This is a genomic window from Actinomycetospora lemnae (assembly GCF_028737315.1).
Lineage (GTDB): Bacteria > Actinomycetota > Actinomycetes > Mycobacteriales > Pseudonocardiaceae > Actinomycetospora > Actinomycetospora lemnae.
The window spans coordinates 410,063-424,022 of the sequence record NZ_JAQZAO010000006.1; the positions used below are offsets into that span (position 1 = coordinate 410,063).

Genomic DNA, 13,960 nt, shown 5'->3' on the forward strand with positions numbered 1-13,960 from the left:
ACGGCACCACCCGCTACAGCCGCAGCGCCCGCACCGTCTCGATCGTGTCGGCCTCGGACGCCGGCTTGTCGTCGCGGTAGCGCACGACCCGCGCGAAGCGCAGGGCCACGCCGCCGGGGTAGCGGGTGGAGGTCTGGACGCCGTCCAGCTCGATCTCGACGACGATCTCCGGTCGCAGGTGGACGGTGTGCGCGTCCCGGTGCGTCTCGTACCGCGGGAACGTCTCGGTCTGCCAGGCGAGCGTCGCGTCGGTCATGCCCTTGAAGGTCTTGCCGATCATGACGAAGTCCCCGTCGGGACCCCGCGCCCCGAGGTGGATGTTCGACAGCCACCCGCGCCGCCGTCCCGAGCCCCACTCGCAGGCCAGGACGACGAGGTCGAGCGTGTGCGACGGCTTGACCTTCTGCCACGCCCGCCCGCGCCGGCCCGCCGAGTAGGTCGAGTCGAGGGCCTTGACCATCGACCCCTCCTGCCCCGCGGCCAGCGCGTCGGCGACCGCGGCCTGCGCCTGCGCGACGGTCGGGCGGACGACACCGGGGATGAGCCGGTCCCCGACGACGTCGGCCAGCACCTCCCGCCGGGTCGCCAGGGGCTCGTCGACGAGGTCGACGCCGTCGCGGTGCAGGCAGTCGAAGAACCACGGCTGCATCACCCGCTCGATCGCGTCAGCTCCGCTGCGCTCCGTGCCGCGGGCTCCGCTACCGAGGCCCTTCATCGACTCCTGGAACGGGCGCGGCCGGCCGTCCTCGGCGACGGCGAGGGTCTCGCCGTCCAGCACGACGGTGTCGACGGCGAGCCCGCGGACCAGCCCGACGATCTCCGGGACCGCGTCGGTGATCTCGTGCAGCGTCCGCGACCACACCCGCACCTCGTCGCCTTTGCGGTGCACCTGGATGCGCGCGCCGTCGAGCTTGTGCTCGACGACGACGCCCGGGTCGCCGTCGGGGGCGCCGAGCTCGGCCAGCGCCGCGTCGAGCGAGTCACCGGGCGAGGCGAGCATCGGGCGGACGGGCCGGAGCACCTCGAGGCCGATGGCGGCGAGGTCGGCGACCGGGTCCGCGCTGGTCAGGGCCACCTGCGCGGTGGTCGGCAGGCGGCCCGAGAGCATGAACGCGCGGCGGACGGCGTCGGCGGGCACCTCCACCCGACTGCCCGTCGCTTCGCTCGCCAGGGTCGCGGCCGCCGCCACCGCCTCGATCATGATCCCCTCGAGCGCGCCCTGGCGGAGCTCGCCGCCGAGCAGCCGCACGAGGAAGCGGCCCTCGTCCTCGGTCGCCGCGTCGAGCAGCCCGCCGAGCTCGGCGGCGCGGCGTGCCCCGACGCCGGTGCCCGAGCCGGCGAGCGCGGCCAGCCGGTCGAGGGTGGCGTCGACGTCGCCGACGGTCAGCGTCGGGTCCGGCGCCGGCGTCGGGGTCACGGCCTGCAGCGTGCGCCAGCCGATGCCCGTGCGGCCCTGGAGCATCTCGCCGGCGAGCCATGCCGTCGCCGGCCTGACCTCGTCGGGCTCCAGGGACGCGAGCAGCGTCGCGAGCGCCGCCGTCTTGGCCTTGCGCGAGCGGGTCGCCGCCACCTCGGACGAGGTGGCGACGACCGCGCCCAGCAGCGTCACGTCTGGTCGACCCGCGTCATCGCCAGCACGTCGAGCGCCTCGTCGAGCTGCTCCTGCGTGAGGCGGCCGTCCTGCACGTAGCCCTCGGCCTCGATGACCTCGCGGATCGTCTTGCGCTCCTTCATCGCCTGCTTGGCGATCTTCGCGGCCTCCTCGTAGCCGATGAGGCGGTTGAGCGGCGTGACGATCGCCGACGACGACTCGGCGTAGCGCCGGCACGCCTCCTCGTCGGGCACCGTGTCCTCGAGGACGCGGTCGGCGAGCAGCCGCGCGGCCGCGGAGAGCAGGCGCGCCGACTCGAGGACGTTGTAGCCCATCACCGGCATCATGACGTTGAGCTCGAGGTTGCCCTGGCTGCCCGAGAACGCGACCGTCGCGTCGTTGCCCATGATCTGCGCGGCGACCATCATCGTCGCCTCGCAGATCACCGGGTTGACCTTGCCGGGCATGATCGACGAGCCGGGCTGCAGGTCCGGGATGCGGATCTCGGCGAGGCCGGTCGAGGGCCCCGAGGACAGCCAGCGCACGTCGTTGGCGATCTTGTAGAGGCTGACGGCGACGGTGCGCAGCGCGCCGGAGGCCTCGACGAGCCCGTCGCGGGCGCCCTGGGCCTCGATGTGGTCGCGGGCCTCGGAGAGCTCGGGGATGCCGGTGGCCTGGCGCAGCTGCTCGACGACCCGGCCGCCGAAGCCCTCCGGGGTGTTGATGCCGGTGCCGACCGCGGTGCCGCCGATGGGCAGCTCCGCGAGGCGGGGGAGCACGGCGCGCAGGCGCTCGGTGCCGTGGCTGCACTGGCTCGCCCAGCCCCCGGCCTCCTGGCCGAGCGTGATCGGCACGGCGTCCATCAGGTGGGTGCGCCCGGCCTTGACGACGTGGCGCCACTCCTGGGCCTTGCGGTTGAGCACCGCGCCGAGGTGGTCGAGCGCCGGGACGACGTCACGCACGATCGCCTCGGCGGCCGCGACGTGGATGGTCGTCGGGAAGACGTCGTTCGAGCTCTGCGACGCGTTGACGTGGTCGTTCGGGTGGACCTTGTGGCCAGCCCCGGAGTTCTGCAGAGCGCGCGACGCGAGGGTCGCGATGACCTCGTTGGCGTTCATGTTCGAGCTCGTGCCCGAGCCCGTCTGGAACACGTCGATGGGGAACTCGGCGTCGTGGGCGCCGGAGGCCACCTCGTCCGCGGCGGCCGCGACCGCGTCGGCGACCTCGGCGTCGAGCACCCCGAGCTCGCGGTTCACCCGCGCGCACGCGCCCTTGACCAGCCCGAGCGCCCGGATCTGCGCGGGCTCGATGGGACGTCCGGAGATCGGGAAGTTCTCGACGGCACGCTGGGTCTGCGCGGCCCACAGCGCCTTCGCCGGCACCCGGACCTCGCCCATGGTGTCGTGCTCGGTCCGGTACTCCTGCTCGCTGTCGGTCATGCCCCGCAGTCTTTCATCGGGGCAAGTCTTTCACCGGACTCAGCGGACCACCTGCACGGTGTCACCCGGCGAGAGGTCCGCGAAGAAGCGCTTGGAGGCCGTCTTCCCGAGGTGGAGACAGCCGTGCGAGCGCTCCGAGAGGCTCCCGGTGTGGAACGCGATCGCCGGCGCGAAGAACACGGAGTACGGCATGTCGGCGTCGTAGAGGTTGCTGACGTGGTCGCGGTCCTTGTAGTCGACCGTGAACGTGCCGGTCGGCGTCGGGTCCTTCCGCGTGCCGCCCAGCGCCCCGACCGGCCCGTAGGTGACGGTGCCCGCCCCGTCGGTGAGCCACGCCCGCTGCTCGGAGAGGTCGACGCACGCGTCGACGGTCGCCGCGCACGGCGTGCCGGCGGTCAGGGCGACGGCCGGCGCGGGAGGGACGGCGACCGGCGGCGGGGCCTGCAGCGGGAGCTGGCCCGGTGCCGGGGCGGGTGCGGCGGTCGCGGCGCCGGCCCCGACGAGGAGCGCGGCGAGCACGCCGAGCACCACGGTCACCAGGGCCGACGGGGACCGGTGCACGTGGGTCGACACGGGGACCTCCGAGAAGATCTGGTCACATCGGACTACCCCGCGTGACGCCGGATCATCCCATCCTCGTGCTAGAGGGACGAGTGCTCGGGACCCCACGCCGGGGTGACGTCGAGGTCGTCGGCGCCGCCGAAGTCGACGTTCGAGTACTCCCGCAGCTTGTGGAGGCGGTGCCAGGCGTCGATCATCCGCACGGTCCCGGACTTGGAGCGCATCACCAGCGACTGCGTCGACGCGCCGCCGGCCCGGTAGTGCACCCCGCGCAGCAGGTCACCGTTGGTGACGCCGGTGGCGCAGAAGAAGATGTTCTCGCCGCGGACGAGGTCGCCGGTGCGCAGCACGCGGTCGAGGTCGTGGCCCGCGGCCAGCGCCTTCTCGCGCTCGGCGTCGTCCTTCGGCCAGAGCTTGGCCTGCAGCTCGCCGCCCATGCAGGCCAGCGCCGCGGCCGTGATGATCCCCTCGGGCGTGCCGCCGATGCCGAGCAGGATGTCCACGCCGCTCTCCGGGCGGGCCGCGGCGATGGCGCCGGCGACGTCGCCGTCGGAGATGAAGCGGATGCGGGCGCCGGCGTCGCGGATGTCCTGGACCAGCTGCTCGTGGCGCGGCCGGTCGAGCACGACCACGGAGACGTCGGAGACGTTGATGCCCTTCGCCCGGGCGACCGCGCGCAGGTTGTCGCGCACCGGGGCGTTGATGTCCACCACGTCGGCGCACTCGGGGCCGACGGCGAGCTTCTCCATGTAGAAGACGGCCGACGGGTCGAACATCGCGCCCCGCTCGGCGACCGCGAGCACGGCCAGCGCGTTCGGCATGCCCTTGCTCATCAGCGTGGTGCCGTCGACGGGGTCGACGGCCACGTCGACCTCGGGGCCGTCGCCGTTCCCGACCTCCTCGCCGTTGTAGAGCATCGGGGCCTCGTCCTTCTCGCCCTCCCCGATGACGACCGTGCCGCGCATCGACACCGAGCCGATGAGCTTGCGCATCGCGTCGACGGCGGCGCCGTCCCCGCCGTTCTTGTCGCCGCGGCCGACGAAGCGGCCGGCGGCCATCGCGGCGGCCTCCGTGACCCGGACCAGCTCGAGCGCGAGGTTGCGGTCGGGCCGCTCGGTGGTCCGGGCGCGGGACGCGGCTTCCTGCGAGCTCACCGGGTGCACCTCCGTGGGGCGGGACGGGGTCGTGCGCACCGGCCGGTGGTACCCGGTCGGGCGCGGCCGCCCATCCTCGCAGAACCGGGCGTGTCGGGCCGGTGTACCGGAGCGCCTCACACCACCGATTGCGAGGATGACGCCGTGTCCACCTCCCCCGGCGAGCCCGGCGCGCGCGATCCCGGTCCCCGCAGTGGGCCGGCGGCGCTGCTGCGGGGCTTCGTGGTGCTCGGCGTCGCGGTACTGCTGCTGGCGGGACTGCTGCGGGCGTGCTCGTTCGCCCCGGGCCAGCCCGAGGTCGACCGGGAGAGCCTGCCGCGGGTCGACCCGGCCGCCGAGCTGCGCCGCGCCCAGCCGTCGGTGGGCGTCCCGCTGCGGGTGCCGACGCTGCCGCCGGACTGGATCGCCCAGTCGTCCGACGTCGTCGTCGTGGGCCCGCCGGGCGACACCGCCGCGCCACGGGCGGCGCGGGTCGGGTGGGTGACGCCGGAGGACGAGTTCGCGCGGCTGGTGCAGTCCGACGCCGACGAGGTCGCGCTGGTCGTCTCGGAGGCGGGGGACCCGACCGCGACGGGCACCGCGGAGGCCGGCGGCCGGACCTGGGTGACGCACACGGGACGGCGCGGCGAGACGCTGTGGGTCACCGACGTCGACGGCGTGCGCCTGCTCGTCACGGGCAGCGCGCCGGTCGAGCGCTTCCGCCAGCTCGCCGAGGCCACGCTCGCCGCGCCGTTCGTGCGCTGAGGTCGGCTCACCAGCGGTCCCGCGGCGGCGGGCCCCAGCCGTCGTCGGTGTGGCCGTCGGTGTCGCCGTGGGTGTCGCCGTGGGTGTCGTGCCGGGTGTCGTTCCGGTCGGCCTCGCGGGTGCCGGCACCGCGGCGGGGTGTCTCGCGGTGGGGGGACTCGCGGCGGGCGCCGACGAGGTCCTCGTCGCCGTAGCCGGGCGCGGTCGCCGACCAGCCCCCGGTCCACGCCTGCTCGTCCGGCCCGGCGGTCGGGAGCGCGCCCGACGGTGACGGATCGGCCGGGCCGGCCGGACCGGTCGGGGGCTGCTGGGCCTGCCACGACCGGCCGTTCGCCTCGGTGGGGGCGGCGTGGGGCTCGGCCCGGTGGCCGTACCGGGCGTCGGGGTCGGGCTGGGGGCCGGCGGCGTACGGGTGGGGCCCGGGGGCGGGGACCGGGGCGGCGTTCAGGGCCGCGGCGACCCCCTCGCGCGACAGCGAGTGCACGCTCTCGCGCAGCGCCCGGGTCGCGGCGGCGCGCAGCTCGGCGGAGAAGCGCGGCGACGGGGCGAAGCGGCCGAAGGTGTCGCGCAGGAAGTGCAGCAGGAGCGTGGCCGTGGAGCGCGAGCGCCACATCGTCCAGCCGACATAGAGGTCGCGGCCGTAGGGCTGGACCAGCAGCATCGCGCGCTCGCTGTACTGCTCGAAGATCAGCACGGGCACGCCCGCCACGCTCGACGGGTGGACATCGGCGGGGCTGCGGCGCGCCTCGGCGGCCGCACGCACGTACTCGAACGCGGCGCCCGCCGCGTCGCCGCGGTTCTCGAGCAGCCGCGCGTGCTCGGCGATCGGCTCCTTCGCCGGGGCGAAGAACGACGCGATGCCCGCGAGGTAGAGCACGACGATGACGAGCCCGAGCAGCAGGGAGACGACGTCGGTGAGGTCGTCGGGCGTGGACATGGCGGCCAGGTAGTCGATGACCGCCTTGAGCAGGAGCAGCACCGTCGGCATGACGAGGAACAGCAGCGTGCGCATGAGGTGCGGCGCGAGCATCCGGTAGGTGACGACGTCGTCGACCAGGCCGTCGGGCTCGACGTGCTGCTGGATCTCGCGGTGGTAGTCGGCGTGGGCGTCGGAGACCGCCCGGTCGACGTCGCCGCCACCGTTCCCGCGCGGGGTGTACGGGCTGCTCATGGGCGTCGAGTCTGCGCCATCGCGGCGCCGCGGCGGCTGTCCCTCGCCCGGGTGTCGCCCGGGTGTCTCAACCGTCGTCGCGGTGGCCGCCTTCGGCCTCGCCCAGCACGGTCTCGACGCGCTCGCGGGCCCCGGCGAGGTGGCGCTCGCAGAGCCGCGCGAGGGTCTCGCCGCGCTCCCACAGCGCGAGCGAGTCCTCGAGGCTCAGCCCGCCGGACTCCAGCCGTCCCACGACCTGCTCGAGCTCCGCCCGCGCCTCCTCGTAGCCCGGCTCGTCGCTCTCCGTCATGCGCGCCATCTTCCCCCGTGCCAGCGAAGTCCCGTCACGGACACTCAACGTCCGTGACGGGACTTCGCTGACACCCCGGGCCTCAGTCGTCGTCGCGGTCGGTGACGGGCCGGACGACGGCGTGGACGGCCCCGTCGGCGAGGCGCACGCGCAGGTGGTCGCCGGGCGCCGGGGTCTCCGCGGAGCGCAGGACCGGGGCGTCGACGGCGTCCCCGTGCTGCACGATCGCGTAGCCGCGCGCGAGGGTCGCGGCGGGCCCGAGGGCGGTGAGCGAGGCCCGCAGGTGGCGCACGTCGGCCTCGCGGGCGGTCAGGCCGGCCTCGAGCACCTGGCCGGCGCGGGCGCGCAGGACCGCGACGGCGTCGGCGCGCGCCGTGACGGGTCCGAGCGGGTCGGCGAGCACCGGGCGGCGGCGCAGCGCGGCGAGGCCCGCCTCCTCGCGCTCGACCCACGCGTGCAGGGCCCGGTGGGCGCGGCGGCGCAGCTGGGCGAGGTGCGCGGTCTCCTCGGCGAGGTCGGGGACGATCCGCTTCGCCGCGTCGGTCGGCGTCGCCGCGCGGAGGTCGGCGACGTGGTCGACGAGCGGGGTGTCGGGCTCGTGGCCGATCGCCGAGACGACGGGCGTGCGGCACGCCGCCACCCCGCGGCACAGCGCCTCGTCCGAGAAGGGCAGCAGGTCCTCGACGCTGCCGCCGCCGCGGGCAAGGACGATGACGTCGACGTCCGGGTCACGGTCGAGCGCGCGCAGGGCGTCGAGGATCTCGGGCACCGCCTGCGCGCCCTGCGTCGGGGTGTTGCAGGTGCGGAAGCGGACCGCCGGCCACCGCGACGTCGCGACCGTGACGACGTCGTGCTCGGCGGCACTCGCCCGCGAGGTGATGAGGCCCACGCAGCGCGGCAGCCGCGGCGGGCGGCGCTTGCGGCCCGGGTCGAACAGGCCCTCGGCGGCGAGCAGTGCGCGCAGGCGCTCGATGCGGGCGAGCAGCTCGCCGACCCCCACCGGACGGATCTCGTCGACCCGCAGCGAGAGCGTCCCGCGCCCGAAGAAGTACGACGGCTTGCCGTGCACCACCACCCGCGCGCCCTCGGCCAGCGGCGGCACCGCGCCGCGCACCATCGACGTCGGCGCGGTCAGCCCCAGCGACACGTCGGCCGCGGGGTCGCGCAGCACGAGGAACGCCGTCGAGCTGCCGGGCCGCGCGGTGACCTGCGTGAGCTGGCCCTCCACCCACACGGCGCCGAGCCGCTCGATCCAGGCCGCGATCTTGCGCGCGACCGTGCGGACCGGCCACGGCTCCTCGGCGCTGGTGGGCGGCGGGGTGGTCACTCGGCGTGCAGCGTCGCGATCCGGTTCGACAGCATCGTGACGAACGGCGGGCGCGCGGCGTGCGCCTGCTCCCAGGCGAGCAGCTCCTCGACGTCCTCGACCGACAGCGAGCGCAGCTTCCCGCGCAGCTGGGCGATGGTCATCGTCTCGTAGCCCGGCAGCACGTCGGGGGTCACCGACGCCGTCTCACCGTCCTCGCCGACGACGCCGAGCGCGGGCGCGTGGCCGTTGACGCGCGGGGCCTCGGCGAGGTCGGAGCGCGCGAGCGAGGGGTCGTCGACCTCGTACGACGCGTACCCGCTGGGCAGCGCCTCGGGCAGGTCGTCGTCGAAGCGCGCCCACGACGGCGCTTCCTCGACCGGCCGCATCCCGTCGAGCGCGGTGTCGCCCTTGATCGCCAGCTCGGTGACGACCTGCTGCGCCCGCATCGTCATCTGCAGCACGCGGCTGACGGCGGTGATGGGCAGGCCCGCGACCGTGCGCGGGAGGTCCTTGGCCTCCTCGACGGCGGTGACGACCAGACCGGCGGCGACCCGCACCGGGAACGGGAGCGAACTCATACGGAACAGGGTGCCAGCAGCGGGCGGATGATGTGCGGACGGCCACGGGCGGGGGAGGGGAGCGCGACCCATGATCCGGGTCGCACGCCCGGTCGGTGCCACGCGTCGCCCGTAGGCTGGGGGTATGTCCCCTGAGCACCCGGCCGAGCCCGCCAGCGCGCCCCGCGTGCTGCTCGCCAAGCCCCGCGGCTACTGCGCCGGCGTCGACCGCGCCGTCGTGGCCGTGGAGAAGGCGCTGGAGACCTACGGCGCGCCCGTGTACGTCCGCAAGGAGATCGTCCACAACCGTCACGTCGTGAACACCCTCGCCGAGCGCGGCGCGGTGTTCGTCGACGAGACCGACCAGGTGCCCGAGGGCGCCACCGTCGTCTTCTCGGCGCACGGCGTCTCCCCGGCGGTGCACGCCGAGGCCGCGGCCCGCGAGCTGCGCACCGTCGACGCCACCTGCCCGCTGGTGACCAAGGTGCACCAGGAGGCCAAGCGCTTCGCCCGCGACGACTACGACATCCTGCTCATCGGCCACGAGGGCCACGAGGAGGTCGAGGGCACCGCCGGCGAGGCGCCCGACCACGTGCAGCTGGTCGACGGGCCCGGCGCCGTCGCCGACGTCACCGTCCGCGACCCCGAGAAGGTCATCTGGCTGTCGCAGACGACGCTGTCGGTCGACGAGACGCTCGAGACCGTGCGCGCCCTGCGCGAGCGCTTCCCCGCGCTGTCCGACCCGCCGTCCGACGACATCTGCTACGCCACGCAGAACCGCCAGGTCGCGGTGAAGCAGATGGCGCCCGAGTGCGACCTCGTCCTGGTCGTCGGGTCGCGGAACTCCTCGAACTCCGTGCGCCTGGTCGAGGTCGCACTGCAGGCCGGGGCCGACGACGCGCACCTCGTGGACCACGCCGGCGAGATCGACGAGGCGTGGCTGTCCGGGGTGCGGACGGTCGGGGTGACCAGCGGCGCCTCGGTGCCCGAGATCCTCGTCGGTGACGTCCTGCACTGGCTGGCCGAGCGCGGCTGGGTCGACGTCGAGGAGATCACCACGGCGAACGAGAAGCTGACCTTCTCCCTGCCCCGCGAGCTCAAGCGCGACATGAAGCCGCAGGCGGTGCGCTGACGGTTCGCCGTGGTGGCAGCGAACGGCGTGTTCGCTGCTTCTACGCGCGCGAAGTCCCCGTTGATCACGGAGGGGAACCGGGAGTGCGGCCTCAGCGGGGGCCGTCGGGCCCGTCGACGCGGCGCGGCACGCGGCGGACGCCCGGGCCGAACTCGTCGTCCGGGTCGTCGGGACGCACCGGGCGGCGCCGGTCGTCGGCCGGGCGACGCCCCTCGTCCCGCGCGGACCGGGCCTGGATGCGCACCCGCCGGGGCCGGTCGAGGTCGTCCCGGTCACGCGGGTCGCGGTCGCGCGGGTCGCGGTCCCGCTCGCGCCCCTTCGACGGCCGGTCGCGGTCGCGGTCCCTGGGGGGCCGGTCGCGGTCGCGGTCCTTGGGCGGCCGGTCGCGGGGGTCGCGGTCCTTGGGCGGCCGGTCGCGGTCGCGGTCCTTGGGCGGCCGGTCGCGGGGGTCGCGATCCTTCGGTGGCCGGTCACGCGGGTCACGGTCCTTGGGCGGCCGGTCGCGGGGGTCGCGGGCCGGCCGATCGGGGCGCTCCGGGCGGGCGTCGGGGTCGAGCTCGTCGTCCGGGCGCCGATAGGGCTCGAGACGGGTCCGGATGAAGCCCATCGCCAGGCAGATCGTCGTCGTGACGGCCAGGGTGGGGAAGGCGTTGACCAGCGGCCCGCCGACGGCCAGCAGCGTCGATGCGGTGCCGCCGGAGCGGGGCAGCGAGCCGGTCGCGGCGACGACCACCGGCACGCCGATCGCCAGCAGCAGCGGCGGCTGCACGAGCGGGACGAACAGCGAGTCACGGCGCGCCCAGGCCGTCGCGAGGATGCACCCGGCGGCGAAGCAGGCGGTGAACACGACGCCGAGCTCGCCGGCGGTCAGGAGGTCGACCGCGATCCCGACGCCGGTGAGCGCCGCGGCGAGCAGGAGCGACCCCCACCACCGCAGTCCGCGCAGCGACCGGACGACGGAACGCTCGCCGGGCCCGACGGCCCCGGTCCCGGCGTCCTCCCGTGCGCTGGTCACCCCTCAACGCTAGCGGTCGGGGTGTGCCGTTCCGTCCGGCCGCCACGGCGCCCCGCGATCTCCGTGACGTGGACCACCCGAACGCCCTACCTCGCGGTGTCGGCGTCGTCGGCGGGCGCCCGCGGGCGGCGTTCGACCTGATCCGGGGGCTCGAGGTCGGCACTCGTCACGGACAGGTCCGCGAACCGGCGGGCGCTCACCAGGACGCGCGACTCGAGCGAGCTCACCGTCTCGTTGAACGACCGCACGCTGCCGTCGAGGGAGCGCCCGAGGCGCGTCAGGTGTCCCGAGAGCGTGGCGAGGCGGCCGTGCAGCTCGCGGCCCAGCGCGTGCACCTGCGCCGCGTTGCGCGCCAGCGCCTCCTGGCGCCACGCGTACCCGACGGTGCGCAGCAGGGCCATGAGCGTGGTGGGCGTCGCGATGACGACGTCGGAGCCGAACGCGTGCTCGAGCAGCGCGGGATCGGCCTCGAGCGCCGCGGAGAGGAAGACCTCGCCCGGCACGAACATCACCACGAACTCCGGCGACGGGTCGAAGCGCCGCCAGTAGGCCTTGGCCCCGAGCGCGTCGACGTGCGCGCGGACCTGCTTGGCGTGCGCGGCCACCCGCTCGCGGCGGGCGGCGTCGTCGCGCGCCTCGGTCGACTCCACGTACGCCGCGAACGGGACCTTGGCGTCGACGACCACCTGCTTGCCGCCCGCCAGGTGCACGACGAGGTCGGGCCGCTGGGCGCCGTCGTCGTCGCTGCCCGCCGCGTGGGCCTGGCGGGTGAAGTCGCAGTGCTCGACCATGCCCGCGAGGTCGACGACGCGCTCGAGCTGGAGCTCGCCCCACCGCCCGCGCACGTGCGGGGCGCGCAGGGCCCCGGCCAGCGCCCGCGTCTCGCCGGCCACGCCCTGCGCGCTGGTCGCGACCGCCCCCACCTGCTCGCGCAGCGACGCGAACGCGACCTCCCGCTCCCGCTCCGCGCCGGCGAGCTGGCGTTCCATGCGCTGCAGCGTGGCGGCGACCGGCTCGAGCACCCGGTCCAGCGCGTCCGACGACGCCGCGCGCACCGCGGGCACCATCGCCCGCTCGCGCTCGCCGGCGCCCCGCCGCTCCGCGTCGAGCTCCGCCCGCGCCGCCGCCACCTCCGCGCCGGCCCGCCGCACCGCCTCGGACACCGCCGCGTCCCGCCACGCTCGTGCCAGGCGCAGCGCGAACCACGCGCCGATCGCCGCGCCCAGCACGAGCCCCAGCAGGAGGCCGGCGAGCACACCCTCCACGGTCATGGTCACCGACGATGGATCACACCCCCGACAGTGCTCCCCCGGACTGCTCGGGGAGCCACGACTTCTCCATCGCGAGCAGCCGCTCCTTCCGCTCCAGCCCCCAGCGGTAGCCGCCGAGCGCCCCGCCGCGGCGCACGACGCGGTGGCACGGCACGAACAGGGTGGCGGCGTTGTGCACGCAGGCACGGGCGGCGAGGCGGTGGCCGTTCGGGTGCCCCGCGGCCGCGGCCAGCTCGCCGTAGGTCGTCGGCGCCCCGGCCGGCACCGCGCGCAGCGCCGTCCAGATCGCCGTCGTCGCCGGCCCGCCGAGCTGGCGCACGGGCACGGCCGCCGCCGGCGCCGGGTCGCCGTCGTGGAACGCGGTGACCGCGGCGGTGACGGCGCCGAGCTCGTCGCGGCGGCTCGGGTCGGCGGGCCGCAGCTCGGCGTGCACGAGGGCGAGCAGGCCGTCGACGTCGTCGGTCCAGCCCGACGCGAGGACGGTGCCCTCGTCGTCGACGAGCGTCGTGAAGGGGCCGAGGGGGGTGGGGATCGTGGCGATCGCGGGCACGGGGGCCTCCGGGTGAGAAGTGTCGTCACCCTGGTTGGACGCCGCCGGGACCTTCCCGGATCCCTCGCTGGCAGACTGGGATCCCGTGAGCTTGACCCTCGGCATCGTCGGACTGCCCAACGTGGGCAAATCGACGATGTTCAACGCCCTGACCCGCAACGACGTCCTCGCCGCGAACTACCCGTTCGCGACCATCGAGCCGAACGTCGGCGTGGTGCCCCTGCGCGACCCGCGCCTCGACCGGCTCGCGGCGATGTTCTCCTCGGAGAAGGTCGTGCCGGCGACGGTGTCGTTCGTCGACATCGCCGGCATCGTCGCGGGCGCGAGCGAGGGCGCCGGGCTGGGCAACAAGTTCCTCGCCAACATCCGCGAGGCCGACGCGATCTGCCAGGTCGTGCGCGTCTTCGCCGACGACGACGTGGTCCACGTCGACGGCCGCGTGGACCCCGCGGCGGACATCGAGACGATCGCCACCGAGCTCGTCCTCGCCGACCTGCAGACGATCGACAAGGCCCTCCCGCGCCTCGAGAAGGAGGCCCGGGTCAAGAAGGAGATGAAGGCCGCCGTCGACGAGGTCCAGCACGCGCAGTCGGTGCTGAACGAGGGCCGCACGCTGTTCCAGGCGGGCCTCGACTCGCCGCGGCTGCGCGAGCTGAACCTCATGACGGTCAAGCCGTTCCTCTACGTCTTCAACGCCGACGAGTCGGTCCTCACCGACGACGCGCGGCGCAAGGAGCTCGCCGAGCTGGTCGCGCCCGCGGAGGCGGTGTTCCTCGACGCGAAGGTGGAGGCGGAGCTCCTCGAGCTCGACGCCGAGTCCGCCCAGGAGCTGCTCGAGTCGATCGGCCAGCCCGAGCCCGGTCTCGACGCGCTGGCCCGCGCCGGGTTCCGCACCCTCGGCCTGCAGACCTACCTCACGGCCGGGCCCAAGGAGTCGCGGGCCTGGACGATCCCCATCGGCGCCACGGCGCCGGAGGCGGCCGGGGTCATCCACACCGACTTCCAGAAGGGCTTCATCAAGGCCGAGATCGTCTCGTACGACGACCTCGTCGAGGCCGGCTCCATGGCCGCGGCCCGCAGCGCCGGCAAGGTGCGCATGGAGGGCAAGGAGTACGTGATGCAGGACGGCGACGTCGTGGAGTTCCGCTTCAACGTCTGATCGCGGGCGGCCGTAGTC

General features: G+C 75.1%; 14 protein-coding genes. 3 read left to right on the plus strand and 11 right to left on the minus strand.

Going from position 1 to position 13,960, the window contains the following annotated elements; all coding sequences use genetic code 11:
* Window positions 1-13: 13 nt before the first annotated feature.
* The 4 genes from PGB27_RS16470 to glpX all read right to left on the minus strand — a co-directional run bounded on the left by PGB27_RS16470 (window position 14) and on the right by glpX (window position 4,745).
* On the minus strand, window positions 14-1,609 hold the full coding sequence (locus tag PGB27_RS16470; protein ID WP_274201456.1) for an ATP-dependent DNA ligase: 1,596 nt from the start codon (window positions 1,607-1,609) through the stop codon (window positions 14-16).
* Entirely contained in the window at window positions 1,606-3,030 is a 1,425-nt protein-coding gene (locus PGB27_RS16475; RefSeq protein WP_274201457.1) for a class II fumarate hydratase, read from the minus strand. The genes PGB27_RS16470 and PGB27_RS16475 overlap by 4 nt, the downstream gene beginning before the upstream one ends.
* A gap of 39 nt (window positions 3,031-3,069) precedes the next feature.
* A complete protein-coding gene (locus PGB27_RS16480; RefSeq protein WP_274201458.1) occupies window positions 3,070-3,603 on the minus strand; it encodes a L,D-transpeptidase in 534 nt (177 codons plus the stop codon).
* A 68-nt stretch (window positions 3,604-3,671) separates the two neighbouring features.
* On the minus strand, window positions 3,672-4,745 hold the full coding sequence (glpX, locus tag PGB27_RS16485) for a class II fructose-bisphosphatase (protein ID WP_274201459.1): 1,074 nt from the start codon (window positions 4,743-4,745) through the stop codon (window positions 3,672-3,674).
* A gap of 144 nt (window positions 4,746-4,889) precedes the next feature.
* Between glpX and PGB27_RS16490 the strand changes: the two genes are divergently transcribed.
* A complete protein-coding gene (locus PGB27_RS16490) occupies window positions 4,890-5,489 on the plus strand; it encodes a DUF4245 domain-containing protein (RefSeq protein ID WP_274201460.1) in 600 nt (199 codons plus the stop codon).
* A gap of 7 nt (window positions 5,490-5,496) precedes the next feature.
* On the opposite strand, the gene PGB27_RS16495 is transcribed toward PGB27_RS16490, so the two are convergent.
* From PGB27_RS16495 to PGB27_RS16510, 4 genes are all read right to left on the minus strand, one after another.
* A complete protein-coding gene (locus PGB27_RS16495; protein ID WP_274201461.1) occupies window positions 5,497-6,660 on the minus strand; it encodes a hypothetical protein in 1,164 nt (387 codons plus the stop codon).
* A gap of 67 nt (window positions 6,661-6,727) precedes the next feature.
* The gene (locus PGB27_RS16500) at window positions 6,728-6,949 is read right to left on the minus strand and encodes an exodeoxyribonuclease VII small subunit (protein WP_274201462.1); all 222 of its coding nucleotides are present in this window, start codon (window positions 6,947-6,949) and stop codon (window positions 6,728-6,730) included.
* An 82-nt stretch (window positions 6,950-7,031) separates the two neighbouring features.
* A complete protein-coding gene (gene xseA / locus PGB27_RS16505; RefSeq protein ID WP_274201463.1) occupies window positions 7,032-8,276 on the minus strand; it encodes an exodeoxyribonuclease VII large subunit in 1,245 nt (414 codons plus the stop codon).
* Window positions 8,273-8,836: a lipid droplet-associated protein gene (locus PGB27_RS16510; RefSeq protein ID WP_274201464.1), complete on the minus strand. Its 564-nt coding sequence runs from the start codon at window positions 8,834-8,836 to the stop codon at window positions 8,273-8,275. The genes xseA and PGB27_RS16510 overlap by 4 nt, the downstream gene beginning before the upstream one ends.
* A 124-nt stretch (window positions 8,837-8,960) precedes the next feature.
* Between PGB27_RS16510 and PGB27_RS16515 the strand changes: the two genes are divergently transcribed.
* Window positions 8,961-9,947: a 4-hydroxy-3-methylbut-2-enyl diphosphate reductase gene (locus tag PGB27_RS16515; protein ID WP_274201465.1), complete on the plus strand. Its 987-nt coding sequence runs from the start codon at window positions 8,961-8,963 to the stop codon at window positions 9,945-9,947.
* Between the two features lie 91 nt (window positions 9,948-10,038).
* On the opposite strand, the gene PGB27_RS16520 is transcribed toward PGB27_RS16515, so the two are convergent.
* From PGB27_RS16520 to PGB27_RS16530, 3 genes are all read right to left on the minus strand, one after another.
* Window positions 10,039-10,962, minus strand: a complete 924-nt coding sequence (locus tag PGB27_RS16520; RefSeq protein ID WP_274201466.1) for a DUF6542 domain-containing protein — start codon at window positions 10,960-10,962, stop codon at window positions 10,039-10,041.
* A gap of 86 nt (window positions 10,963-11,048) precedes the next feature.
* Complete coding sequence (locus PGB27_RS16525) at window positions 11,049-12,233, minus strand: DNA recombination protein RmuC (protein WP_274201467.1); 1,185 nt, start codon at window positions 12,231-12,233, stop codon at window positions 11,049-11,051.
* A 16-nt stretch (window positions 12,234-12,249) separates the two neighbouring features.
* Window positions 12,250-12,783, minus strand: a complete 534-nt coding sequence (locus PGB27_RS16530) for a methylated-DNA--[protein]-cysteine S-methyltransferase (RefSeq protein ID WP_274201468.1) — start codon at window positions 12,781-12,783, stop codon at window positions 12,250-12,252.
* A gap of 85 nt (window positions 12,784-12,868) precedes the next feature.
* Between PGB27_RS16530 and ychF the strand changes: the two genes are divergently transcribed.
* Entirely contained in the window at window positions 12,869-13,942 is a 1,074-nt protein-coding gene (gene ychF / locus PGB27_RS16535; protein ID WP_274201469.1) for a redox-regulated ATPase YchF, read from the plus strand.
* Window positions 13,943-13,960 lie beyond the last annotated feature (18 nt).

What these genes read in the sequence shown, in the direction of transcription:
- PGB27_RS16475 (WP_274201457.1), bottom strand. Translation starts at nt 3,030, where the DNA reads ATGACCGACAGCGAGCAGGAGTACCGGACCGAGCACGACACCATGGGC.
- PGB27_RS16495 (WP_274201461.1), bottom strand. Translation starts at nt 6,660, where the DNA reads ATGAGCAGCCCGTACACCCCGCGCGGGAACGGTGGCGGCGACGTCGAC.
- PGB27_RS16525 (WP_274201467.1), bottom strand. Translation starts at nt 12,233, where the DNA reads ATGACCGTGGAGGGTGTGCTCGCCGGCCTCCTGCTGGGGCTCGTGCTG.
- PGB27_RS16500 (WP_274201462.1), bottom strand. Translation starts at nt 6,949, where the DNA reads ATGACGGAGAGCGACGAGCCGGGCTACGAGGAGGCGCGGGCGGAGCTC.
- PGB27_RS16515 (WP_274201465.1), top strand. Translation starts at nt 8,961, where the DNA reads ATGTCCCCTGAGCACCCGGCCGAGCCCGCCAGCGCGCCCCGCGTGCTG.
- PGB27_RS16510 (WP_274201464.1), bottom strand. Translation starts at nt 8,836, where the DNA reads ATGAGTTCGCTCCCGTTCCCGGTGCGGGTCGCCGCCGGTCTGGTCGTC.